This window comes from Streptomyces sp. NPDC045695 (genome assembly GCF_056432025.1).
The window spans coordinates 115,133-138,903 of sequence record NZ_JBWKJU010000004.1; the positions used below are offsets into that span (position 1 = coordinate 115,133).

21 protein-coding genes are annotated in these 23,771 nt (G+C 73.0%); 8 read left to right on the plus strand and 13 right to left on the minus strand.

Annotated features, from left to right (window positions below; translation table 11 throughout):
- Positions 1-103: 103 nt before the first annotated feature.
- Entirely contained in the window at positions 104-748 is a 645-nt protein-coding gene (locus AC07DU_RS09470; RefSeq protein WP_479110536.1) for a response regulator, read from the minus strand.
- The gene (locus AC07DU_RS09475; RefSeq protein ID WP_479110745.1) at positions 745-1,941 is read right to left on the minus strand and encodes a sensor histidine kinase; all 1,197 of its coding nucleotides are present in this window, start codon (positions 1,939-1,941) and stop codon (positions 745-747) included. The genes AC07DU_RS09470 and AC07DU_RS09475 overlap by 4 nt, the downstream gene beginning before the upstream one ends.
- Positions 1,942-2,093: 152 nt before the next feature.
- Between AC07DU_RS09475 and AC07DU_RS09480 the strand changes: the two genes are divergently transcribed.
- The gene (locus AC07DU_RS09480; RefSeq protein ID WP_479031035.1) at positions 2,094-2,669 is read left to right on the plus strand and encodes a hypothetical protein; all 576 of its coding nucleotides are present in this window, start codon (positions 2,094-2,096) and stop codon (positions 2,667-2,669) included.
- A 44-nt stretch (positions 2,670-2,713) separates the two neighbouring features.
- On the opposite strand, the gene AC07DU_RS09485 is transcribed toward AC07DU_RS09480, so the two are convergent.
- Positions 2,714-3,286 carry a cob(I)yrinic acid a,c-diamide adenosyltransferase gene (locus AC07DU_RS09485; RefSeq protein ID WP_360888510.1) on the minus strand — a complete coding sequence of 191 codons (573 nt, stop codon included), beginning with the start codon at positions 3,284-3,286 and terminating at the stop codon, positions 2,714-2,716.
- 263 nt (positions 3,287-3,549) lie between these two features.
- Here AC07DU_RS09485 and AC07DU_RS09490 point away from each other — a divergent pair, with 263 nt between their 5' ends.
- The 3 genes from AC07DU_RS09490 (at position 3,550) to AC07DU_RS09500 (ending at position 7,669) form a co-directional block, all read left to right on the plus strand.
- On the plus strand, positions 3,550-4,398 hold the full coding sequence (locus tag AC07DU_RS09490) for a 3-hydroxyacyl-CoA dehydrogenase family protein (protein ID WP_479110538.1): 849 nt from the start codon (positions 3,550-3,552) through the stop codon (positions 4,396-4,398).
- 174 nt (positions 4,399-4,572) lie between these two features.
- Entirely contained in the window at positions 4,573-4,896 is a 324-nt protein-coding gene (locus AC07DU_RS09495) for an STAS domain-containing protein (protein WP_031148287.1), read from the plus strand.
- A gap of 211 nt (positions 4,897-5,107) precedes the next feature.
- On the plus strand, positions 5,108-7,669 hold the full coding sequence (locus AC07DU_RS09500; protein ID WP_479110540.1) for an ATP-binding protein: 2,562 nt from the start codon (positions 5,108-5,110) through the stop codon (positions 7,667-7,669).
- A gap of 64 nt (positions 7,670-7,733) precedes the next feature.
- Here the strand turns inward: AC07DU_RS09500 and nucS are convergent, their stop codons facing one another.
- The gene (gene nucS / locus AC07DU_RS09505) at positions 7,734-8,405 is read right to left on the minus strand and encodes an endonuclease NucS (protein WP_360888518.1); all 672 of its coding nucleotides are present in this window, start codon (positions 8,403-8,405) and stop codon (positions 7,734-7,736) included.
- Positions 8,406-8,625: 220 nt separating this feature from the next.
- Between nucS and AC07DU_RS09510 the strand changes: the two genes are divergently transcribed.
- The gene (locus tag AC07DU_RS09510) at positions 8,626-9,018 is read left to right on the plus strand and encodes an SCO5389 family protein (RefSeq protein ID WP_360888520.1); all 393 of its coding nucleotides are present in this window, start codon (positions 8,626-8,628) and stop codon (positions 9,016-9,018) included.
- An 81-nt stretch (positions 9,019-9,099) separates the two neighbouring features.
- Here AC07DU_RS09510 and AC07DU_RS09515 read toward each other — a convergent pair whose 3' ends face one another.
- Positions 9,100-10,131, minus strand: coding sequence for an LLM class flavin-dependent oxidoreductase (locus AC07DU_RS09515; protein ID WP_479110542.1), 1,032 nt, complete (start codon positions 10,129-10,131; stop codon positions 9,100-9,102).
- A gap of 227 nt (positions 10,132-10,358) precedes the next feature.
- On the opposite strand from AC07DU_RS09515, the gene AC07DU_RS09520 reads away from it, so the two are divergent.
- Positions 10,359-10,685 (plus strand): ATP/GTP-binding protein, encoded by a 327-nt coding sequence (locus tag AC07DU_RS09520; protein ID WP_360888526.1) that lies wholly within the window; start codon positions 10,359-10,361, stop codon positions 10,683-10,685.
- A 12-nt stretch (positions 10,686-10,697) separates the two neighbouring features.
- Here the strand turns inward: AC07DU_RS09520 and AC07DU_RS09525 are convergent, their stop codons facing one another.
- From AC07DU_RS09525 to mce, 5 genes are all read right to left on the minus strand, one after another.
- The gene (locus tag AC07DU_RS09525; protein ID WP_453372990.1) at positions 10,698-11,531 is read right to left on the minus strand and encodes an ABC transporter permease; all 834 of its coding nucleotides are present in this window, start codon (positions 11,529-11,531) and stop codon (positions 10,698-10,700) included.
- Complete coding sequence (locus AC07DU_RS09530) at positions 11,528-12,643, minus strand: ABC transporter ATP-binding protein (RefSeq protein WP_360888532.1); 1,116 nt, start codon at positions 12,641-12,643, stop codon at positions 11,528-11,530. The genes AC07DU_RS09525 and AC07DU_RS09530 overlap by 4 nt, the downstream gene beginning before the upstream one ends.
- A gap of 328 nt (positions 12,644-12,971) precedes the next feature.
- Positions 12,972-13,910, minus strand: a complete 939-nt coding sequence (locus AC07DU_RS09535; RefSeq protein ID WP_360888535.1) for a coiled-coil domain-containing protein — start codon at positions 13,908-13,910, stop codon at positions 12,972-12,974.
- A gap of 194 nt (positions 13,911-14,104) precedes the next feature.
- The gene (scy, locus tag AC07DU_RS09540; protein WP_479110545.1) at positions 14,105-18,661 is read right to left on the minus strand and encodes a polarized growth protein Scy; all 4,557 of its coding nucleotides are present in this window, start codon (positions 18,659-18,661) and stop codon (positions 14,105-14,107) included.
- Between the two features lie 181 nt (positions 18,662-18,842).
- Positions 18,843-19,271: a methylmalonyl-CoA epimerase gene (mce, locus tag AC07DU_RS09545; RefSeq protein WP_008738238.1), complete on the minus strand. Its 429-nt coding sequence runs from the start codon at positions 19,269-19,271 to the stop codon at positions 18,843-18,845.
- Positions 19,272-19,406: 135 nt separating this feature from the next.
- Between mce and AC07DU_RS09550 the strand changes: the two genes are divergently transcribed.
- Complete coding sequence (locus AC07DU_RS09550) at positions 19,407-20,615, plus strand: acetyl-CoA C-acetyltransferase (RefSeq protein WP_392049967.1); 1,209 nt, start codon at positions 19,407-19,409, stop codon at positions 20,613-20,615.
- A gap of 43 nt (positions 20,616-20,658) precedes the next feature.
- A complete protein-coding gene (gene meaB / locus AC07DU_RS09555) occupies positions 20,659-21,621 on the plus strand; it encodes a methylmalonyl Co-A mutase-associated GTPase MeaB (protein WP_360888542.1) in 963 nt (320 codons plus the stop codon).
- Between the two features lie 85 nt (positions 21,622-21,706).
- Here the strand turns inward: meaB and AC07DU_RS09560 are convergent, their stop codons facing one another.
- The 3 genes from AC07DU_RS09560 to AC07DU_RS09570 all read right to left on the minus strand — a co-directional run bounded on the left by AC07DU_RS09560 (position 21,707) and on the right by AC07DU_RS09570 (position 23,760).
- A complete protein-coding gene (locus AC07DU_RS09560) occupies positions 21,707-22,294 on the minus strand; it encodes a PepSY domain-containing protein (RefSeq protein WP_479110548.1) in 588 nt (195 codons plus the stop codon).
- Positions 22,295-22,415: 121 nt separating this feature from the next.
- Complete coding sequence (locus AC07DU_RS09565) at positions 22,416-22,892, minus strand: MarR family winged helix-turn-helix transcriptional regulator (protein WP_360888798.1); 477 nt, start codon at positions 22,890-22,892, stop codon at positions 22,416-22,418.
- 64 nt (positions 22,893-22,956) lie between these two features.
- A complete protein-coding gene (locus AC07DU_RS09570) occupies positions 22,957-23,760 on the minus strand; it encodes an AIM24 family protein (RefSeq protein ID WP_360888801.1) in 804 nt (267 codons plus the stop codon).
- Positions 23,761-23,771 lie beyond the last annotated feature (11 nt).

Consider the following 23,771-nt stretch of genomic DNA (forward strand, 5'->3'; position numbering starts at 1 on the left):
CGCCGCCCGTGAGCACGCTTTGTCATGGCACGCTCACCACAGTGTTGTGCCGGTGAGACTAGAAAGGTCTGGACCAACCGTCAAGAGGTCCAGACCGGTGGGGCTACAGGCCCAACTCCTGAGCCAGTACGGCCGCTTGGACGCGGCTGCGGAGATCGAGTTTGCCCAGCAGGCGGCTGACGTGCGTCTTCACCGTCGCCTCCGCCATGTCGAGGCGGGCCGCGATCTCCGCGTTGGACAGCCCGTCCCCCAGACAGGACAGGACCTCGCGCTCCCGGCGCGTCAGCGTCTCCAGAGCCGGCGGGGGCGCGGGCCTGGACGGAGCCGTCGGAGCCGCGAACTCCGCGATCAGCCGCCTGGTCACCGCCGGGGCGATCAGACCCTCCCCGCCCGCGACGGTCCGTACCGCCGCGATCAGCTCCGCCGCCTCCGCGTCCTTGAGCAGGAAGCCCGCGGCCCCCGCCCGCAGCGCCCCGAAGACGTACTCGTCGAGGTCGAAGGTGGTCAGCACCAGGACGTCGGACAGGCCCTCGGCGACCACCTGGCGCGTCGCGGACACCCCGTCGAGCCGGGGCATCTGCACGTCCATGAGGACGAGATCCGGCCGCAGCTCCCGGGCCAGGCGCACGGCCTCCTCCCCGTCGCCCACCTCGCCGACGACCTCGATGCCGCCCGCGCTGCGCAGGATGAGCACCAGCCCGGCCCGTACCGCGCCCTGGTCCTCCGCCACCACCACCCGGATGGTCATGCCCCCACCGCCTTCTCCTCCGCGGCCAGCGCCGCCCGCACCCGCCACATCCCGCCGGCCGGGCCGGCCGTGAACTCCCCGCCCAGTAGATCCGTCCGCTCACGCATGCCGATCAGCCCGGCCCCGGAGCCCGGCGCGCGGGGACCGGGCCGTTCGCCGTAGGGCGAGTCCACCGTCACCGTCAGCAGGCCCGCCTCGCAGCCCACATGGACCGTGACCGTGCCCGGGACGGCGTGCTTGAGGGCATTGGTCAGCGACTCCTGGAGGATCCGGTACGCGGCCAGCTCCACCGGGGCCGTCACCGGCTGCCCGGGCGGCCGGTCGTCGCGCAGTACGAAGTCCAGGCCGCTCGCCGAGCCGTTGGTCCGGGCCTGTGCCACCAGGGCCTCCAGGCCGTCCAGCGAGGGTACGGCGACCGGCTCGCGCTCCGCCCCCGCGTCCCGCAGCAGCCCGATCAGCCGGCGCATCTCGGCCAGGCCCTGGACGCTGTTCTCGCGGATCACCCCGAGGGCGTCACGGCTCGCCCCGGGCGTGTCGATGGAGAGCGCGGCGGTGGAGTGGATGGCGATGGCCGAGAGGTGGTTGGCCACCATGTCGTGCAGCTCCCGGGCCATCCGGGCGCGCTCGGCGACGATGGCCTGCGCCCGGTCCATTTCGGCCAGCAGCGCGGTCTGCTCGGCGCGCAGCCGGGCCGCCACCGCGGCCTCCCGGTGGTTGCGCAGGGTGGCGCCGGTCAGCGCCGGGCCGAAACTGACGAGGCCGGTGACCACGCCGATCAGCAGCGCTTCGGGCGTGCGCAGCCAGGCCAGGGCGGCGATGGTGACGGCCACGGTGATCAGGCCGGTGCTGACGGGCAGCCGCCGGGCCGCGGCGGGCTTGCCGTAGACGACGGCGGCGTACATCAGGTCGGTGAAGATCAGGACGGCGGCCAGGCTGCCGACGGTGAACTCATTGGCGACCACGCAGACGGTGCCGACGGCGAGACCCACCGCGGGCCTGGTGCGGCGCAGCAGCTCCAGGGCGCCCAGCACCACGAGCGGGACCAGCGCGACCCAGGCGGGCAGCAGGTCCCGGACGGAGCTGCTGTAGACCCCGAAGGACCAGAGCACCAGGCCCGCCAGGACGCCGGCCACGGCGAGCAGGACGTCGTGTCGGTGGGGGCGCAGGCTCTTCGGGGTCACGGTCCCATCCAACAGGGTGTGCGGGGCGCCGGCCTCGGCGCGCAGACCGAGTTGCCGGTACATCGAAGGATGCAGTCGCAGGTCGTCACCGCAGACGACGCACCGGCCCGGCGGGGGCGGGAGGCTGGGAGCACGTCGCACCACCCGAGGGAACGGAGGGTCCCGTGATCGTCGCGCTGGTCATCGCCTGTGAGGTCGGCTTCTGGGTACTGCTGGCCGCCGGACTGGCCCTGCGCTACCTGGCGCGGATGCCCCGGCTGGGCGCCGCCGTCCTGCTGTGCGAGCCGCTGATGGAGCTGGCCCTGCTGGTGGTCACCACCCTCGACCTCAAGAACGGCGCCGAGCCGGACTGGAAGCACGGCCTGGCGGCGCTGTACATCGGCTACACCGTGGCCTACGGGCACTACACGATCACCTGGCTGGACTCTCACGCCGCGCACCGGCTGGCCGGCGGGCCCAAGCCGGCGGGCGCGGGGTACGGGAAGGTGCGGGCCGTCCACGAGTGGAAGCTGTGGGGCCGTACCGTCGTCGCGGCCGCCGTGGCCCTCGGGCTGCTCCAGGCCGCGATCTGGTACGTCGGGGACGCGGGTGACGTCGCCTCGCTCAAGGCCTGGCAGCTCGGCGCCCTGCGGGCCGTCGCCATCCACGGCCTGATCGCCCTCACCTACACGATCTGGCCGAAGAAGGCCCCCGCCGGCGGCGCGGGGGAGAAGCCGGCGCCCGCGCGGACCGGGCGGTAGGGCGCGTACGGCGCGTTAGGGGCATACGGGGCGTTAGGCGCGGGCTACCGCTCGCCCCCCGGCACCCACAGGACGTCCCCGACCTCCTTGTTGGCCACCCGGGCCAGGATGAAGAGGAGGTCCGAGAGGCGGTTGAGGTAGGTGGCCGTCATCGGGTTCATCACCTCGCCGTGCACCTCCAGCGCCGCCCACGTCGACCGCTCGGCGCGCCGGACCACCGTGCAGGCCTGGTGCAGCAGGGCCGCGCCGGGGGTGCCGCCGGGGAGGATGAAGCTGCGCAGCTTCTCGACCTGCTCCAGGAAGCGGTCGCAGTCCGCCTCCAGCTTGTCGATGTAGAACTGCTCCACCCGCAGCGGCGGGTACTGCGGGTCCTCGACCACGGGCGTGCACAGGTCCGCGCCCACGTCGAAGAGGTCGTTCTGCACCCGGACCAGGACCTTGACGATCTCCGCCGGCAGCCCGCCGAGCGCGATGGCCGTCCCCAGGGCCGCGTTGGCCTCGTTGGCGTCGGCGTACGCGGCGATCCGCAGGTCGGTCTTGGCCGTGCGGCTCATGTCGCCGAGAGCGGTCGTGCCCTGGTCACCGGTTCGGGTGTAGATGCGCGTGAGGTTCACCATGCCGCCAGCGTAATGCGCGGCCAACTGAGCGCCCCTCGCCGAGCGGTGGGCCGTACCGGTGTGATGTCCGTCATCTGAGACGTGACGCGTGTTACTTCGCGGTCACAGCGCACCGCCCGGACGCTAGTCTCCGCCGGAGGGGCCAGGAGACGGTGCCGTTCCGAGGTGCGGCGGGCCGTGTCCACGCCGGGCCGGGTCGACGCCGGGCCACATCGACGCTGGGCCAATTCGACGCTGGCCCATTCGAATACATGGGGTGTGCAGTGGCTGGGAAGCTTGCCGTCATCGGTGCCGGACTGATGGGTTCCGGGATCGCTCAGGTCTCCGCTCAGGCGGGTTGGGACGTCGTGCTGCGCGATGTCACCGACGCCGCGCTGACCCGCGGGACGGACGGGATCAAGGCCTCGTACGACAAGTTCGTCTCCAAGGGCAAGATGACCGCCGAGGACGCCGAGGCGGCGCTCGCGCGCATCACGACGACCACCGACCTCGACGCCGTCGCCGACGTCGACATCGTGGTGGAAGCCGTCTTCGAGAAGATCGAGATCAAGCACGAGATCTTCCGCGCCCTCGACAAGATCGTCCGTGAGGACGCGATCCTCGCCTCCAACACCTCCGCCATCCCGATCACCAAGATCGCGGCCGCGACGGAGCGTCCCGAGCGGGTCGTCGGCGCGCACTTCTTCTCGCCCGTCCCGATGATGCAGCTGTGCGAGCTCGTGCGCGGCTACAAGACGAGCGACGAAACCCTCGCCGCCACCCGGGCGTTCGCCGAGTCCGTCGGCAAGACCTGCATCGTCGTCAACCGCGACGTCGCCGGTTTTGTGACGACCCGTCTGATCTCCGCGCTGGTCGTGGAAGCCGCCAAGTTGTACGAGTCGGGCGTGGCCTCCGCCGAGGACATCGACATCGCGTGCAAGCTGGGCTTCGGACACGCGATGGGGCCGCTGGCCACCGCCGACCTCACGGGTGTCGACATCCTGCTGCACGCCACCAGCAACATCTACACCGAGTCCCAGGACGAGAAGTTCGCGCCGCCGGAGCTCATGCGCCGGATGGTGGACGCGGGCGACATCGGCCGCAAGAGCGGGCAGGGCTTCTACAAGCACTGAGGCCGGGCCGGCCGCTGAGCACCATCGTTCGAACGCCATCACCCCTCGGGGTGATTTAGGTATCGGTTCGCTCACGGTCGGCAACTTCCCTGCCCGTGCGGCAGTCAGTTGCAGTGAGAGTTGCCGATCACGGACCAGTCGGACCATACGTACGCAGTACCGCCGGGAGTACACATGCACATCAGGGGCGACCACGCCGAACTCGCTGTCGGGGGTCGCCTCGACGTGCGCAGCGCGGCGGACGCCCGTACGGTCCTGCACACCGCCCTCGACGACGGCCAGGGCGACCTCGTGCTCGACCTCACCGGGCTCGACTCCTGGGACGCGACCGGCCTCGGCGTGATCATGGGCGCCCACCGCAGGGCCGGGCGGACCGGACGGCGCCTCGTCCTGCGCGGGGTGCCGCCCCAGATGCAGCGGCTGCTCGTGGCGACGAGGCTGCACCGGATCCTCGCCATCGAGGGCGGCCTGGAGGCCGAGTCCCTGCCCCGGGTCTGATCGGGCCGGCCGCAGCCGCAGTCGCAGCCCGCTGACCTTTGCATTTCCTGCGGAAACGTAACGGTCCGGTGGTGATCGCACCCCTGCGGTTTCCCGCACGACCGGCCACCGTCTAGGGTTCGGGCGGAAACCGGACCAGGAGCGCCCGCGGGTGCGCGACGGCCGGGCGGTACGACGGCGAGGCGCGCGGCCCGCGATGGGGGACTTGGTCATGGACCTTACACAGGGGCATACCGGGCAGGACGAGCCGTCCGCGGGCAGCTCCGTGCCGTCCGCGGCGCCGTCCCCGTCCGCGACGGGCACGGCGGGCACGACGGGCACGACGGGCGCGACGGGCACGACGGGCGCGACGGGCGCGACGGCCGGGCCCGCCCGGGTCGTCAGCCTGGTCGCGGGCGACTTCCTCCTCACCGTCAACCCGGTCGACGGCAGCGAGATCGAACCGCTGCGGCCCGGTACGCAGAGCCCCCGCCCCGCCAAGCGCGACGCGGGCGCCCGCCGCGCCGCCGAGGCCGCCGCACGGCCGCCCGCGCTGCCGGGCACCTCCATACCCGTCCGGCACCGGCCGGCGCGCGAGGAGGAGCGCGACCGCCTCGTCCGGCTGCTGGGCCGCGGCCGCTCCGTACGACTGACCGGACCTTCGGGATCCGGTCGCAGCGCGCTGCTCGACGCGGTCGCCGCACGCTGCGAGGGCCTCGCGCCCGACGGCGTCGTCCGCCTCTCCGGATACGGCCACCAGCAGCCCGCCGAGCTGCTCCAGGCGCTCTACGCGACCGTGTACGAGGCCTCGCGGGAGCGGCCCGAGCGCGAGGAACTCCTCGCCCGCGTGCGCGGCATCGGCGCGATCGTCCTCCTCGACGACCTGGAGATGGGGGGCAGCGCCCTCGACGAACTGCTGCACGCCACCCCCGAGTGCGCCTATCTGCTGGCCGCCACCCCCGAGACCCGCGCACCCTCCGACGACTCGCACGTCGAGGAGGTCTTCCTCGGCGGGCTGGACAAGACCGACTGCCTGGACCTGCTGGAGACGGGCCTCGGACGGCCGCTGACGGACGTCGAGACCGCCTGGGCGGAAGACCTGCGGTTCGCCTCCGAGGGCTTGGCGCTGCGCTTCGTACAGGCCGCCGCGCTGCTGCGCCAGCGCGACGAGCTCAACCACCTCGCCGAGGACGACGAGGAGGACGAGCCCGGCGTCTTCGAGGAGCGCCCGCGCGAGGCCGCCCAGGTGCCGCTCCCCACGCTGGCCCAGGGCGCGGCCCCGGCGGAGCTGCTGGCCTCCCGGGTCAGTGAGTCGGCGCGCGCGGCCCTGCGGATCGCGTGCGCGCTGGGCGGGGAGATGCCGCACCACACGCACCTGCCGGCGCTGGTGGGGGACACCCACGCCGACACGGCGGTGGCGGAACTGCTGGCCTGCGGGCTGCTGACGCCCGTCGGAACGCGCTACCGGCTGGCCGCGGGAGTCGCACGGCAGCTGGAGGAGGCCGGGTACGGGGACACCGCGGCCGAGCAGGCCCGTACGGCCGCCCGGCACTACGCCTGGTGGACCGGGCACGCCTCGGTGACCCCCGAGCGGGTCGCGGCGGAGGCCGACGCGGTGCTCGCGGCGCTGGCCGGCGCGGACGTGGTGGCGGCGGTGCTGCTGGCGCGGACGGCGGCCGCGGCGTTCGCGGCCTCCCTGCACTGGGAGGCGTGGGAGCGGGTGCTGCGCTCGGGCGCGGAGGCCGCGCGCAAGGCGGGGGAGGTCGCCGAGCAGGCGTACTTCCACCACGAGCTCGGCGTCCTGGCCCTGTGCGAGGGACGCCTCGACCGGGCGCGGGCCGAGCTGGAGACCTCGATCGGACTGCGCGGCGCGCTCGCGGACAAGCGGGGCACCGTGGCGGGGCGGCGGGCGCTGGCGCTCGTCGTGGACCGGGAGGCCGCGGCCGTGGCGGCGTCGCCGCCCCTGCGGCTGGAGGCTCCGGGGCTGCCGGCCCTGCCCGCGGCCGCCGCGGAGGCGGCGACGGTGGCCCTGGAGGCCGCCCCGGCCGCCCGGGCGGCCCTCCCGCCGGCCTCGACGGCGGCGGTGACTCCCCCCGCTCCCGCCACTTCCGCCGCTCCCGCCGCCCCGGCGGCTCGGACCGCCCCGGCCGTCCCCCTCCGCGTGCCCGTCTCCGCCGAGGCGGTGACGCGGATGACGCCGGTGGTGCCGGTGAACCGGTCCACGGAGCCGCCCACGACGCTGTCCGAGGTGTTCGAGGACGCCTTCCCGCTGTCGCCCAAGCCCTCCCCGGCGCCCGCCCCCGCGCCCGCCGCCCGGCCGGCCCCGGACCCCCGTCGCCGACGGCTGGCCCTGCTGGCCGGGGCGGGAGCGCTGACGGTGGTGGCGCTGGGCACCGTCGTGAGCCTCGCGCTGGGCTCCTCGGACACCTCGCCGCCGGCGCAGGCGCCCGCGGTGTCCTCGACCCCGGGGGCGACGACCCCGTCGTCCACGACGGGGACCGGAGGGAACGATCCTGCACCGGAGCCGCCCGCCTCGGGCTCGCCGTCGCAGTCGACGGCGCCGGGGGAGGGCGTCGCCCCGAGCCCCGGCCGCACGCCCGGCAAGACCCCGTCCCGCCGCCCGTCCACGACGCCGCCGAACTCCGCGCCGCCGTCCCCGCCCGTCTCGCCCCCGCCGACGACGGCCGGGCCGTCGGTGCCGCCGACGGAGAGCACCGCGCCGACGCCGACGGCCAGCGCCTCGGGGTCGGGAACGGCCACCGCGACCGGGCCGTCCACGCCCACCGCCCCGTAGAACGCCGACGGCTCCGTCCCTCGGGACGGAGCCGTTGCTGCGTGAGGCTCGGACGGGGCGAGGGTCAGAACAGTCGCAGCTTGTCGTCCTCGATGCCGCGCAGCGCGTTGTAGTCCAGGACCACGCAGTCCATCCCGCGGTCCGTCGCCAGCACCTTGGCCTGCGGCTTGATCTCCTGGGCCGCGAAGACCCCGCGGACCGGCGCCAGGTGCGGGTCGCGGTTGAGCAGCTCCAGGTAGCGGGTCAGCTGCTCGACGCCGTCGATCTCGCCGCGGCGCTTGATCTCCACCGCCACCGTCGCGCCGGAGGCGTCCCGGCACAGGATGTCCACCGGGCCGATCGCCGTCATGTACTCGCGCCGGATGAGGGTGTAGCCCTCGCCCAGCGTCTCGATGCGGTCCGCGAGGAGTTCCTGGAGGTGTGCCTCGACCCCGTCCTTGATGAGCCCCGGGTCGATGCCGAGCTCGTGGGAGGAGTCGTGGAGGACTTCCTCCATGGTGATGATGAGCTTCTCGCCCGCCTTGTTGATGACCGTCCACACACCGGCGTCGTCACCGCTCCCCTCTTTGAGGGTGCACGGGGGCGACATCCAGTTGAGCGGTTTGTACGCCCGGTCGTCCGCGTGGATCGAGACACTGCCGTCGGCCTTCACGAGGATCAGACGGGGTGCCGAGGGCAGATGGGCGGTGAGCCGGCCCGCGTAGTCGACGGAGCAGCGGGCAATGACGAGACGCATGGTCGGCAACGCTACTCGACCGACGGCCCTCCACGCGATTCGCCCCTGAAAGCCCCCTTCGCCGATGGCGCGTTGTATGCGCATTCTCCTGGTGCGCCACCCATGGGGCGCCTACCGTGGTGAGCGGGAGGTTGCGAAGCGTGCACGCTGCGTCGCGATCTCCTTCCCTGCCCGTAAGGCTCCGGCAACCCAAACAGCCGGGGTCGCGAGAGGAGAACCCATGTCGCTCGACGTCTCACCGGCCCTACTCGAACAGGCCGAGCGAGGCGAGGTCGACGAAGCCGCCTTCGTCGACTGCGTCCGGACCTCCCTGCCCTTCGCATGGGAGATGATCAGCTCGCTGGTGGCCCAGCTGAAGGTGGACGGCGGACAGTTCGCCGACAACCAGACGCCGCCGCCCGACGAGCAGGCGCGTGGGCAGCTGCTGCGCGCGCTCGCGAGTGACGCGATACGCGGTGCTCTGCAGCGGCACTTCGGAGTGCGCCTGGCGTTCCAGAACTGTCACCGGGTGGCGGTGTTCCCGATGGATCCCTCGGTGGACGACCGGCTGGCCAAGTTCACTTCGATCCGGGGCCAGCTGCTCAACCAGTCGCCGGAACTGCGCGACTGCTAAACCCGGTCGGGGACCTGTCCGGTCGGTCAGGGCGAACCCGGCGCGATCGGCCGGACAGGTACGGAGCGCCGCCGGTGGATCTCAGCCGAGACGGGGCAGGACTTCGGCGCCGAGTCGTCGTACGTTCTCCTCCGTCGCGGCGAGATCGCCGGAGCCCTCCGTCAGGAGCGCGAAGCGCGTGATGCCCGTCCGCTCCGACGTGGTCGCCAGCCGGTCCGCCGCCCGCTCCGGGGTGCCCACCGGGTGCAGGTCGCACAGCAGTTCCGTGTACGCGAGCGGATCGCGCATCGCGCGCTCCCGGCCGTCCACCGTCACATGCGCGTCCAGGCCCTGCTTGAGCCAGCCGGGCATCGCCTTCAGCAGGGCCTCGCGGGCGTCCGCCGTGCTGTCCGCCAGCTGGCACACCCCGGCCGAGACGTGGCCCGCGCCGGCCACGTGCTCCGGCGAGTGCCCCGCCGCCCGTGCCTCGGCGCGCCACAGCGCGACCATCTCGGCCTTGTCCTCGTCCCCGCAGTGCATGCCGAGCAGCATCGGCAGCCCCCGCCGCGCGGCCAGCCGTACCGATGTCGGCGAGGTGCAGGCCACGATCACCTCCGGGCCCGTCCCGTCCCCGTCCAGGGCCTCCGACGGCCGCGGTACGACGGCCACCTCGCGGAAGTCGTACCGCTCGCCGGCGGCTCCCACCCGGGCCTGCGTCAGCCAGCGCCGCAGCAGGTCCAGGGCCTCCGGGAAGCCGTTCTCGTACGCGTCCAGGCCGCCCCCGAACACCTCCAGGTCGACCCACGGCCCGCCGCGGCCCAGCCCCAGCGAGAAACGGCCCCCCGAGGTCACGTGCAGCAGGGCCGCCTGCTCTCCGAGGGCCACCGGGTGGGTGCTCGGCAGCACGCTCACCGCCGTGCCCACCCGCAGCCGCCGCGTGCGGCCCAGCAGCAGGGCGGCCAGGGTCACCGCCGAGGGGCAGACCCCGTACGGGACGAAATGGTGCTCGGCGAGCCAGACCGAGTCGAGTCCCGCCTCCTCGGCCACCTCGGCGGTCCGCACCGCCCGGTGCAGTGCCTCTCCCTGTCCCTGACCCGGGAACTGGGCCGCCAGTACAAACGCTCCTACGCGCATCGCCTTTAGCCTCCTCGCGGCTGACGCGGCCTCCCCAGGTGGACCGGTTCTTCCTATGGCAACAACGTCTGACACGTGCCAAAGGCACGGTCTGTCAGGAAGTTATTGGGATTGTCGGGCCATCCCTCTGCGCACGGCAGCCGCTACCGGCAACCCTGCGGTTACCCGGCCTCGCTGCGCGTAGTCTGGGAGAAAGTCACTGCCGTCCGCCCATCCGTGAGGTATACGTGTCACCGCGCAACAACCGCCCCAAGGGCGGGGAGACTCCGGACGAACGACCCAGCACCGGCCTCGACCGCTACGGGCTGGAGCGCACCGAGGAGTACCAGGGCGAGGACTGGAAGGTCCGGCACGTCGCGGGCGCGAGCGCGGCGGGCAAGCGCTACCGCTGCCCCGGCTGTGACCAGGAGATCCCCTCCGGCACCCCGCACCTGGTGGCGTGGCCGGAGTACGGCGGCGTCGACGACCGGCGGCACTGGCACAAGGCCTGCTGGAACGCGAAGGACCGCCGCACCTCCAAGGTGCAGCGGTCCCGCAACGCCCCCCGTTATTAGGCGTCCTCGGCGTTAGACGTCCCGGCGGCCGACCGAGACGTACGAGGCGGTCACCGCGGCTCCCGCGACCAGCACGATCAGCACCATGTGGGACAGGGCGCTGGGCGCCACGCCCGCCTCGTCGCCGGTCGGCAGGCCGAACAGCTGCATCAGGGCCACCGGCGCGTTGTGCTGGATGACCGCCCGCCCGACGGACGCCATGGCCTGCCACATGCTGAGCATCGCCCCGATCACCGGCGGCAGCGTGACGAGGCCGAGCATCACGGCGATCGCCCCCGCCGAGTGCCGCACCAGCGCGCCGACGGCGAGCGCGAGCACCCCGAGCAGCGTGACGTAGAGACTGCCCGCCAGCGCACCGAGCCACTCGCTCGTCCCATGGCGTCCGGCGGCTGCCCCGCTGTGCGTGATCCTCGCCGCCACCCCGATCACGAAGACGGCCGCCCCGGTCGTGAGGAAGGCCGTGACGCTGAAGACGAGGTACTTCGCGGTGAGCACCCGGTAGCGGTCGGGGGCGGCGGTGAAGGTGGTCCGCGCCAGGCCGGTCGCGTGCTCCGAGCTGATCGTCAGGACGCCCAGGACCATCACCGCGATCTGCCCGATCAGCAGGCCGAAGAGGGCCGGCGTGACGAAGGAGATCTGGTCGTAGTCCCGGTCGTCGGTCTGCACGACGAAGAGCAGGCCGATGCCCACGACGGTCAGCACGAGCGAGCCGAGCGTCCACAGCGTGGAGCGGACCGAGACCATCTTGGTCCACTCGGAGGCCAGGGCGTGTCCCAGGTGCGGCCGCGGCGCGGGCAGCGGCGAGCTGTACGGCAGGGCGGCCTGCGCGCCGCGGGGGCTGGTCACTTGGCTTCCTCGGGGTCGTTCTCGCGGGCACCGGCGAGCTCGCCGGGCTTGCTGGGCATCAGGAAGGGCCGGCCGCCCGCTGCCGGAGGCGGCGGCGCGAAGAAGCCCGTCCGCGGGACCTCCGGGACCGCCGGCTCCTCCTCCCACGCCGGGACGGTGAGCGGCTCCGGCTCCCACAGCTCGGCCCGCGGGTCGTCGGTGGAGGTGTACTCGAGGGCGGACTGGGTCATCCGCATGTACGCCTCCTCCAGCGAGGCCCGGTGGGGGGAGAGCTCCCAGAGCCGTACGCCGGCCCCGTGGGCGAGGTCCGAGATGCGGGGAAGGTCCAGACCGGTCACGCGCAGTGCACCGTCGGGCTCCTGGAGGACCCGCCCGCCCGCCTCCGTGAGGACCGCCCCCAGCGTGTCCCAGCCATCCGGATCAGTGTCGGCCGCGCGCACCCGAGCGAATCCGGCCGAGTTGTGCGCGATGAACTCCTGGGTGCCCATGTCGGCCAGCAGCCGGCCCCTGCCGATGACGATCAGGTGGTCCGCGGTCAGCGCCATCTCGCTCATCAGGTGCGAGGAGACGAACACGGTGCGGCCCTCGGAGGCGAGCCGGCGCATGAGGTTGCGCACCCACAGGATGCCCTCGGGGTCGAGTCCGTTGACCGGCTCGTCGAACAGGAGCACCTGCGGGTCGCCGAGCAGGGCGGTGGCGATGCCGAGCCGCTGGCCCATGCCGAGCGAGAAGCCCTTCGTACGCTGCCGGGCGGCGTCCTGGAGGCCGACCACGCCCAGCACCTCGTCCACGCGCCGCGCGGGGATCCCGGAGAGCTGGGCGATCGAGAGCAGGTGGGTGCGGGCCCGGCGGCCGCCGTGCACGGCCTTGGCGTCGAGCAGAGCCCCGACGTGACGCTGGGCGTTCGGCAGCTCCCGGAAGGGGTGGCCGTTGATCGTGACCCGGCCGGACGTGGGCCGGTCGAGGCCCAGGATCATCCGCATGGTGGTGGATTTGCCGGAGCCGTTGGGCCCCAGGAAACCGGTGACGTGACCCGGCTTGACCTGGAAGGACAACTGGTCGACGGCGGTCTTGGCGCCGAAGCGCTTGGTCAGGCCGACTGCCTCGATCATCTTGCTGCCCCTTACCAGGCCGGGACGACTTTCGCCCGCGTAAGGGTTAAGAGGATATCGAGTCTCCTACGGTTCCGTCCCCGCCGGATCCCTGAGCTGTCCCTGAGACCGACCCGGGCATCCCCCGTAGTTCCTCAGGAGGGTGTGGGCGTCCCTCTTCTTGTGGATTTCCTCCGGGCTTCCTCCGGATTTCCTCCAACGGCCAAGATCATGAAGGTGATTTCCAGGAGGAAATCCCGTCGATGGGCATGAGCCGGCGCGGGAACGCCCGAGGGCCCTACGTCACCTCAGAGATGACATAGGGCCCTCGATCAGGCGAAGCGGGAGCTCAGCGGCTCTGCTGCGCCGGAACGCCGCGGGTGACCGGCTCGTCGTCGACGATCGGGTTGGCAGCCGCGACGGCCGCGCCGGTGAGCGTCGCCAGCATCTCGCGCACGTTGGTCAGCTGCGCGTTGATCGAGTCGCGGCGGTTGGTGAGCGCCGCCAGCTCGCGCTCGGACTCGCTGCGGATGCGGTCCGCCTTGGCGTTGGCGTCGGCCACGATGTCCTCGGCCTGGCGCTGCGCGGTCTCCACCGTCTGGCGGGCCCGGCGCTCCGCGTCCGTACGCAGCTTCTCGGCCTCCAGGCGCAGCTGCTCGGCACGGTGCTCGATCTCCGCGAGCCGCTTCTCGGCCTTGGCCTGACGCGAGGCCAGGTCCCGCTCCGACTGCTCGCGGCGCTTGGCCAGGTTGGTCTCGAAGTCCGCGGCGGCCTGGGCGGCCTTGGCGCGGGTCTCCTCGAACAGCGCGTCGGCCTCCTCGCGCTTGGACGCCGCGTCCTTCTGGGCCTCGGCGCGCAGGGTGGAGGCGTCGCCCTTGGCCTTCTCGACGATGCGGACGCCCTCGTCCTCGGCCTTCGACTTGCGGTCGGCGGCGAACGACTCGGCGTCGTTGCGCACCTGCTGGGCGGCCGACTCGGCGAGCTCGCGGTGCTGCTCGGCCGCGCGACGGGCCTCCTCGCGCAGGTCCTTCGCCTCCTCCTCGGCCAGTCGCAGGATCTTCTCGACCCGGGCGCCGAGGCCGGCGTACGACGGCTCGGCGTCGTTCACCTGGGCCTGGGCGTTCTGCGTTTCGAGGTGCAGTTCCTCGATCCGCTTTTCCAGAGAGTTGATGCGTCCAAGGGCGCTGTCGCGGTCGGAGACCAGCTTGGTAATGCGGTCGTCCACCTGACCGCGGTCGTAACCGCGCCGCACGAGCTCGAAGCCGAAGGGGGAGGAAGGGTCGCTCATGGGGTTCCTGTCGAATGAGACCGATGAGGTACTGCGTGAGGTGTTAGGGGAATCCTAGGCGCCAGGGCGGCGTGTCTTCGAGTCAATCGGCGATTGATCTGGACAATGACACCCCTTTTGAGTGGCAAGGCGGCAGAATGCTTGTCACTCGTTCGCCTGAACCTCCGTCAGGAGCACACCTCCCTGGGCGCCGACTAGCCCTCCGACGTCTTGCCACCCGAACGAGTGGAACCCGCTGCCGCGCCGGCCTTCGCGCCCCCCGCGCCCTGGCCGCCGACCGTGGGCTTTCCGCCGCCCGAAGGTGCCTCGAATGATTCCAACGCCTCAAGAACGTCCTGGACACGGGAGATCTCCCCCTGAATGTCCTGCCGCCTGCGGACCAGGACCTCCAGCTCGCGGCGGCCCTCGTCGACGAGGCGTTCGGCCTCCGCCTTGGCCTCCGCGAGGGCCTTCTCGGCCTCCCGTGCCAGCTCGGCCTTCTTCTGCTCGGCCTCCTTCAGGAGCGCCTCCGCCTTGCGCACCGCGGCGATGCGGACCTTGCTCGCCTCGCTGCTCGCGTCCGACACCAGCGCCTTGGCCTTCGCCTCGGCCTCGACGCTCTGCTCGGTCGCCGCGCGCACCAGCTTGTCCACGCGCTCGCCGGCCGACTTCATCTGCTCGGCCGACTCCCGGCGGGCCCGCTCGTGCAGCTCCTCGACCTCGCTCTCGACGCGGCCGCGCAGCTCCTCCGCCCGCTCCCTTATGGCCGCCGCGTCCGAGCGCGCGCCGACCAGCAGCTCGTCCGCGTCCGTACGGGCCTTCTCCACCATGGAGTTGCCCTCGATGGTCGCCTCCGAGGTGATCCGCGCCGCCTCCTTGCGGGCCGCGTCGACCATCGCGTCGGCCTGCTCCTCGGCCGCCGTGGTGGCGGCGAGGGCCTTCTGCTGCGCATCGGCCGTGAGCTTCTCGGCTTCCGCCGAGGCCTCGGTGATGAGCCGGTCGACCTGCTCCGCGGCCTCGCTGCGGCGCTTGTTGGCCGCCTCGCGGGCCTCGTCCAGCAGCCGCTCGGACTCCGCGCGGGCCTCGCTGCGGATGCGCTCCGCCTCGCTCGCCGCCTCCGCCTTGACGCGCTCGGCCTCCGAGCGGGTACGGGTCGCGTGCTCCTGCGCCGAGGACAGCGCCTCCGAAGCCTCCGCGCGCAGCCGCTCGGCCTCGGCCGCGGCCTCGCCGACCGTGCGCTCGTTCGCCTTGCGGGTCTCGCCGGTGAGCTTGTCGGCCTCGGCCGCCGCCTCGGTGATGAGCCGGTCCGCCTGCTCGGCCGCCTCCGTACGCAGCCGGTTGCCCTCGGCGCGCGCCTCGTCCAGCGTCCGCTCGGCCTCCCGTTCCGCGCTCTCCAGGGTCTCGCTCGCCGCAGCCGTGACGCGCTCCGCCTCCGCGGTGGCCTCGCCGATGATCCGGCCGCCCTCCGCCCGGGCGTCGTCGAGGACGCGGTGCGCCTCCGCGCGCAGCCGCTCGGCCTCGGCCGCGGCCTCGCCGACCGTGGCCTCGTTGGCCGCGCGGGTCTCGTCGATCAGACGGTCGCCCTCGGCACGCGAATCGACCATGATCTTGGCCGCGTCCCGCTCGGCGCTCGCCAGCGTCTCGGCCGCCTGCGTCTTGAGCCGCGCCGCCGCCGTGCGCAGCCGCTCGGCCTCCGCGGCCGCCTCGCCCACGGTGGCCTCGTTGGCCGCGCGGGTCTCCTCGGTGAGCCGCTCGGCCTCGGCCGCCGCCTCGGTGATGAGCCGGTCCGCCTGCTCCGCGGCCTCGGTGCGCAGCCGGTTGCCCTCGGCGCGCGCCTCGTCCAGGGTGCCTGCGGCCTCGGCTCGGGTGGCCTCCGCGGCCTCCTGCGCCTCGTTGGTGATCCGCTCCGCCTCGGCCGCGGCCTCGCCGACGGTCGCCTCGTTGGCCGCGCGGGTCTCCTCGGTGAGGCGCTCGGCCATCGCCGTCGCCTCGGCGGTGATCCGGGCACCCTCGGCGCGGGAGGCCTCCAGGGACTCGGCCGCCTCGCCGCGGATGCGGTTCGCGTCGTCACGGGCGTCGGCCCGGGTGCGCGCCGCGTCCCGCTCGGCCGCGGCCAGGGCGTCCGTGGCCTCCGTACGCACCCGCTGCGCGTATTCGGCGGTGTCGCTGCGCAGCTGCTCCGCCTCGGCGAGCGCGTCGCCGACCGTGCGCTCCGCCAGCGCCTTCGCCGCGTCCGTCTCCGCGCGCGCCTCGCTGCGGATCCGGTTGGCGTCCTCGGTGGCCCGCTCGCGCTCCGCGTAGGCGTCGGAGCGGACCCGTCCGGCCTCTTCCTCGGCCTCCGTCCTCGTACGCTCCGCCGCGTGCTCGGCGGCGCTGCGCAGCCCGGCGACCTCTTCCTCGGCCTGCTCGTGCAGCCCGGCCACGGCGTCGCGCACCTGCTGGGCGGTGGCCTCGGCCGCCGACACCAGCTCCGAGGCGCGCCGTTCGGCCTCCTCGGTCAGGCGGGCCGCCTCGGCCTGCGCCTCCTCCGAGCGGCGGCGGGCCGCGGCCAGCAGCTCCTCGCTCTGCTCGCGGGCCTGCGCCCGCTCCTGCTCGGCGTCCGTACGCGCGGACGCCAGGGTCTCCTCGGCCTCCCGGCGACGCCGGGCCGCCTCCTCCTGCGCGGCGGCCAGGGCCTCCGCCGCCTCGGCCGCGACCCGCTCGGCCGCGGCCTTCGCCTCGGCGCGCAGCCGGTCCGCGGTCTCCTGCGCCTCGGAGCGCACCCGCTCGGCCTCGACCTCGGCCTCGCCGCGCAGCCGTACGGCGACCTGCTCGGCCTCCGCGCGCACGCGGCCGGCGTCCTCGGCCGCCTCGGTGCGCAGCTGCTCGGCCTCCGCCTGCGACTGCGCCTGGAGGGTGCGGATCCGCTCCGCCGACTCGGCGCGCTGGCGGTCGGTCTCCTCGGTAGTCTCCCGGCGGATGTTCTCCGCCGCCGCACGGGCGTCACGCAGGGTCTGCTCGGCCGTGGTCAGCCGGCTCTCGGCGTCCGTGTGGAGCCGTACGAGCTCCTCGTCGGCCTCGGCGCGCTTGGCGGCCAGGGCCTGCTCGGTCTCCGCGCGCCGCGCGAGCGCCGCCGCGTCCGCCTCGGCCCGTACGGCCTCGGCCTGCTCCTCGGCCTCGGCGCGCAGCCGCTCGGCCTCGGCGCGGGTGCGTTCCAGGGTCTCCTCGGCCTGCTTGCGCAGCGTGCCGGCCCGCTCGACGGCTTCGGCGCGGACCCGCTCGCTCTCGGCGTTCGCCCCGCCGCGCAGCTCGTCCGCGTCGGCCTTGGCCTTGCCGAGCAGTTCCTCGGCGGTCCGGGCCGCCTCCTCGATCTGCTGGACCGCCTCGCGGCGGGCCTCACCGCGGATCCGCTCGCCCTCGGCGACGGCCTCCGCGCGCAGCTGCTCGGCCTCGCCGCGCAGCCGCCGGGCCTCCTCCTGGAGTTCGACCGTCCGGGCCCGGTACTCCTCGGTGTCGTCCTTGGCGGCGCCCTTGAGCTCGTCGGCCGTGGCCGCGGCCTGCAGGCGCAGCCGGTCGGCCTCGGCCTCGGCCTCGCGGCGGATCCGCTCGGCCTCCTCGGACGCGGCCCGGGTGGTGGCCCGGGCGTCCTCCGAGGCCTTGTTCAGTACGTCCTCGGCGGTGCGGGCCGCCTTCGCCAGCTGGGCCGCCATGTCCTCGGCCGCGGCCGTACGGGCCTGTTCGCCGGCCTCGGTGCGCAGCCGCTCGGCTTCGGCGCGGGCGTCGGCCAGGGCCTGCTCGGCCTCGGCCTTGAGGACCTCGACCTCCTTGGTGGCCTCTCCGACCAGCCGGGCGACCTGCTCCTTGGCGGTGCGGGTGCGCTGCTCGTTGACGGACTCCGCCGACGCGAGCTGGCGGGCCGCGCTCTCCTTGGCCTCGGCGAGCACCTTCTCGGCCTCGGCCCGGGCCTCGCGCAGCGCGGACTCGGCCTCCTGCACGCGGGATTCGGCGACCCGGCCGAGGTTCATGGTCTGCTGCCGGGTCTGCTCGGCCTCGGCGGAGGTGGTGGAACGCAGCCGCGCCGCGTGCTCGCTGGCCTCCTGGGCCTGCGCGGAGGCGGCGGTCAGCAGCCGCTCGGCCTCCTTGCGGGCGCGCAGCAGGGTGGCCTCGGTCTCCGCGCGGGCGGCCTCGGCGTCGGCGGCCATCCGGCGCCGGGTCTCCTCGGCGACCCGGGCGGCCTCGGCGCGGGCGGCGTTCAGGGACTGCTCGGCCTCGGCGCGGGACTCCTCCATGAGCCGGCGCGCCTGGGACTCCGTACGGGCGCGCAGCTGCTCGGCCCAGGCCACGTTCTCGTTGACGTGCGCCTCGACGGTCTGGCGGCGCTCGTTGAGCTCCTGGTCCAGACGCTGGCGGCGGTTGACGGCCTCGGCGTGCAGCTCGGCCTGGAGACGCGCCTGGTGCTCGGCGTGCTCCTGGAGGATGCGCTGGGTCTGCGCCCGGGCGTCGCGCAGCTCGCGCTCGGCGTCGGAGCGCATCTGGTCGGCCTGGATCTGGGCATTGCGGAGCAGCTGCTCCGCCTGGTACCCCATGTCCGCGCCGTCGTAGGCGGGGCGGGACGCCAGAGACCGGCGTACCTCGTGGAGCTTGGCGCGCAGCACCTCGACCTGGTATCCCAGGTCCTCAGCGTGCTGGACGGCCTTCCCGCGCTCCTTCTTCAGCCGCTCCATCTCGGCCTCGAAGCGCGAGAGATGGTCGGCCTCGGCCTGATGGCTCTCCTGGCTTTCGTAGCCCCGCACAGCGCGGTCCCATCCGTCCCCTGGTCGCAAGCTCACTCCCAATGAGCATCGCTCGCCCGCTGAACGACGCCCCCGGGGGAATGGTGTCAGATACCGGGGCAGGGGTCACAGGCCCCGACCCCGTCTCCGCACCGAACCCCGGCCGAGCCATGGCCACTCTACCGGCCGGGGAATGGCGGCATCAGTGCTCAGGGTTGCTGGTGACCAGTTCGGTCAGGACACCGTGGCAGTCCTTGGGGTGGAGGAAGGTGATCGAGGAGCCCATCGAGCCGGTGCGGGGCTGGTCGTAGAGGACGCGGACGCCCTTGCCGCGGATGGCCTCCGAGTCGCCCTGGACGTCCTCGGTGCCGAAGGCGATGTGGTGGACCCCCTCGCCGTTCTTGGCCAGCCACTTGCCCACCGCGGAGTCCTCGCGGGTGGGCTCCAGGAGCTGGAGGTAGGAGGCGCCGCCGTCGGACGTCTCGTTGATCTTCAACATGGCCTCGCGGACGCCCTGCTCCTCGTTGACCTCGGAGTGGAACACCTCGAAGCCGTACGTGGCACGGTAGAACTCGACGGTCTTGTCCAGGTCGAAGCAGGCGATCCCGATGTGGTCGATTCTTGTCAGCATGGGGACAGTGCACTCCCGAAGGGGGTCGTCACGCAACGTGCGCGCGATCACACCGGCACCCCGGTGACCGCTGCGGTACCGCCCAGTACATTCACGTAAACCCTCGTTCACTCCTCATCCAAGGGGCTGTGCCTCATGTCCGGATCGAACAACACCACTTCCGTGATCGTCGCCGGGGCCCGCACGCCCATGGGGCGCCTGCTCGGCTCGCTGAAGTCCTTCTCGGGCGCCGACCTCGGCGGCTTCGCCATCAAGTCCGCGCTGGAGCGGGCCGGGATCTCCGGCGACCAGGTCCAGTACGTGATCATGGGCCAGGTGCTCCAGGCCGGCGCGGGCCAGATCCCCGCCCGCCAGGCGGCGGTCAAGGCCGGCATCCCGATGAACGTGCCCGCCCTGACCGTCAACAAGGTGTGCCTCTCGGGCCTGGACGCCATCGCGCTGGCCGACCAGCTGATCCGCGCCGGTGAGTTCGACATCGTGGTCGCGGGCGGCCAGGAGTCCATGACCAACGCCCCGCACCTGCTGCCCAAGTCCCGCGAGGGCTTCAAGTACGGCGCCATCGAGATGCTCGACGCGATGGCCTACGACGGCCTCACGGACGCCTTCGAGAACATCGCGATGGGCGAGTCCACGGAGAAGCACAACACCCGCCTCGGCATCGAGCGCGCCCCGCAGGACGAGTTCGCCGCCACCTCGCACCAGCGCGCCGCGGCCGCCCAGAAGAACGGTGTCTTCGAGGCCGAGATCACCCCGGTCGAGATCCCGCAGCGCAAGGGCGACCCGGTGATCTTCTCCACCGACGAGGGCATCCGCCCCGAGACCACGGCGGAGTCCCTCGGCAAGCTGCGCCCCGCCTTCGCCAAGGACGGCACGATCACCGCCGGCACCTCCTCCCAGATCAGCGACGGCGCGGCCGCCGTGGTCGTGATGAGCAAGGCGAAGGCCGAGGAGCTCGGCCTGGAGTGGATCGCCGAGATCGGCGCCCACGGCAACGTGGCCGGCCCCGACAACTCCCTCCAGTCGCAGCCGTCCAACGCGATCCTGCACGCCCTGAAGAAGGAGGGCCTGGAGGTCTCCGACCTGGACCTCATCGAGATCAACGAGGCCTTCGCGGCGGTCGCCGTGCAGTCAATGAAGGACCTCGGGGTGACCCCGGAAAAGGTGAACGTCAACGGCGGCGCCATTGCCCTGGGGCACCCGATCGGCATGTCCGGAGCCCGTGTGGTGCTGCACCTGGCGCTGGAGCTCAAGCGCCGCGGCGGCGGGGTCGGCGCGGCCGCGCTGTGCGGCGGCGGTGGCCAGGGCGACGCGCTGATCGTCCGGGTGCCCGGCGCCCAGGCCTGACAGCACCTCCGTACCGTACGAGAACCCGAGGAGCGCAGCACGTATGACGGCGGTGGACGTCCCCCAGCTGGTGGCCCAGGCACGTGAGGGCAGGCCGAGAGCGGTGGCCCGGCTGATCTCGCTGGTGGAAGGGGCGTCCCCGCAGCTGCGCGAGGTGATGGCGGCGCTGGCCCCCCTCACGGGCAACGCGTACGTGGTGGGCCTGACCGGGTCGCCGGGCGTCGGCAAGTCGACGTCGACGTCGGCGCTCGTGTCGGCCTACCGCAAGGCCGGGAAGCGGGTCGGTGTCCTCGCCGTCGACCCGTCCTCGCCCTTCTCGGGCGGGGCGCTGCTCGGCGACCGGGTGCGGATGTCGGACCACGCCTCGGACCCGGGCGTCTACATCCGGTCCATGGCCACCCGCGGGCACCTGGGCGGACTGGCGTGGGCCGCCCCGCAGGCGATCCGGGTCCTGGACGCGGCCGGCTGCGAGGTGATCCTGGTCGAGACGGTCGGGGTCGGGCAGTCGGAGGTGGAGATCGCCTCGCAGGCCGACACCTCCGTGGTGCTCCTGGCCCCCGGGATGGGCGACGGGATCCAGGCCGCGAAGGCGGGGATCCTGGAGATCGGCGACGTGTACGTGGTCAACAAGGCGGACCGGGACGGGGCGGACGCGACCGCCCGGGAGCTGAACCACATGCTCGGGCTGGGGGAGGCGCGGGGCCGGGAGGACTGGCGGCCCCCGATCGTGAAGACGGTCGCGGCGCGCGGCCAGGGCATCGACGAGCTGGTCGAGGCGCTGGAGAAGCACCGGGCGTGGATGGACGAGCGGGGCGTGCTGGCCGAGCGGCGCGCGGCGAGGGCCGCGCGGGAGGTGGAGACCATCGCCGTGACGGCGCTGCGGGCGCGGATGGCCGATCTGCACGGGGACGCGCATCTCGACGCGCTGGCCGCCCGGGTGGCCGTGGGCGAGCTGGACCCGTACGCGGCGGCCGACGCTCTGCTGGCGACGCTGACGGAGGGCTGAGGCGGGCGCGGGAGCGGGTGCGGCCGCCCCTTCGGGGCGCCGCCCCGGCCCCCGCGCCGTGCGCCGGCCGGGCCGGAGGACCGCCTCACACCCCCGCGGGGCTCGGGATGGGTGGGTACCGGTCGTCCGAGTCGTCCGAGTCGTCCGAGTCGGTCGATTCGGTGACCTTGCCGGTGCCGGGGTCCACGTGGCCGTTCCAGGTCTTGCCGTCGGCGCCCTTGACCTCGACGTCCCAGTACTTGGCGCCGCCGTCGTCGTCCCAGCCGACCGACTCGACCGCTCCGGGATGGCTGGTCAGGGCTGCTTTGATGGCCTGCTGTGCGGTGACCTTGGCTTCGAGCAGTTCCTCGTTCTCGGTGCTGTCCTCGCTCTCGCGGTTCCGCTCGGTGACCGCGCCGTTCGCGGCGACGTCCAGCTCGGCGTGCTCCTTGCCGTCCTTGCTGATCACGTCCACGTGCCAGGTGTCGCCGTCCTTGTCGAGGGACTCGACGACGCCCGGATACTTCTTCACGGCCGCCGCGGCGGCGGCTTCGGCCGTCACGTCGGCGCGGACGGCGGCGGCCGCGCAGACGCTTCTCGCCGTGTCGGCGGATGCCGCTGTCGCGGCCGCCACCGGGCCGCCCACGATCAGGACGACGGATGCGGCCGCGGAGATGTACACAGTGCGCTTCATGGCTTGGACCTCCTCAGGCCGGCCATGGCGCATGCTGTGCGCGGCGGCGGCCGGCAGCGGGCGGATACTGCCCATTGTCCGGCCGACCGCCGCGCGGGGCGCGTCGGGCGCCCGAGGGGGCTCAGCCCTTGCCGCGGTTGGCGCGCAGGTGCTCGGCCACTGGGGTCAGGGAGGCGCGCAGCGCCGCCAGGGCCTCCGGCGGCAGCAGGTCGATGAAGTGCTGGCGCACGGACGCCACGTGGTGCGGGGCGACCTTGCGCATCGTCTCCATGCCGTCGTCCGTGAGCACCGCGTACAGGCCGCGGCGGTCGGACTCGCAGTTCACCCGGCGGACCAGGCCCGCCGTCTCCATGCGCGTGATCTGGTGCGACAGCCGGCTCTTGGACTGCAGGGTGGCGGTCGCGAGATCGCTCATCCGCATCCGGTGGTCCGGCGACTCCGAGAGGTTCACGAGGATCTCGTAGTCGTTGTTGGTGAGTCCGAAGGGCTGGAGATCCTTTTCCAGCTGGTGCATCAGCAGTCTGCTGACGTCCAGGTGGGTGCGCCAGGCGCACTGCTCGGCGTCGGTCAGCCAGCGCGTGGCCGTCTCGGTCTCCATGGTCTCCATGAATGAACTCTACCTAAAAAGTTGAATTACGTACAAAAATCGGATGGTCTGAGGATCACAGCCCGAAGCGCCGCTGGAGATCACCCAGCTGCCCCGGCATCCGCGGTACGCCCAGCTGCCCCAGCGGCCCCTGGCCGGCCCCCGGGACGCCCTGCGCGTTGCCCGTCGCCGCGCCGGCGCCGACGGCCCCGACGTTCTGCTCCGCCATCAGCATCTCCGAGGACTGCAGCAGCACCGTGCCCGCGCCGACGAACTCGAACTGGTGCTCCTCGCCCGAGGTGCCCCCGATGCCCGTCAGTGAGCGCAGCCCGCCCATCACGCCCGACATGTAGCCGTGGTCGTAGTGGTGACACGGCGAGGGGCAGTCCGCCCAGCCCACCAGCGCCTGCGGGTCCACGCGCAGCGGCGGTTCCATGAACACCACCGGTCCATTGGACGCGGCTACGAACTTCCCGGTTCCGATCAGCGTCAGGAAACCCGGGACGATCGACTGCTTCAGCGCCAGGGTGGGCTGGTAGGCGAGCAGGTTGCCTGACCGGATCGTCAGGTTCCCCTTGTCCAGGTCGTACGAGTTCACGTCGAAGGCGCGGTCGGCGAGCAGCATCTTGCCCTGCCCCTCGGCCACCACCCAGTCCGCGGCGTGCAGCGGCGAGTGGAAGCTGGTGCGCAGCAGGCGGTCAAAGCGCCCGTTGCCGATGCCGTTGAACTCGATGCTCCCGTAGTACGAGATCATCTTGCCCTTCTGGAGGAACCACTGGCTCCCCTTGAGCTCCACGCAGAAGGTGTACGCGTTCACGTTGTCGTCGGAGGGCAGCGTGTACGGGTCGAAGACCGTCGGGCCGCCGGGTCCGCCGGTCACAGGGCCAAAGT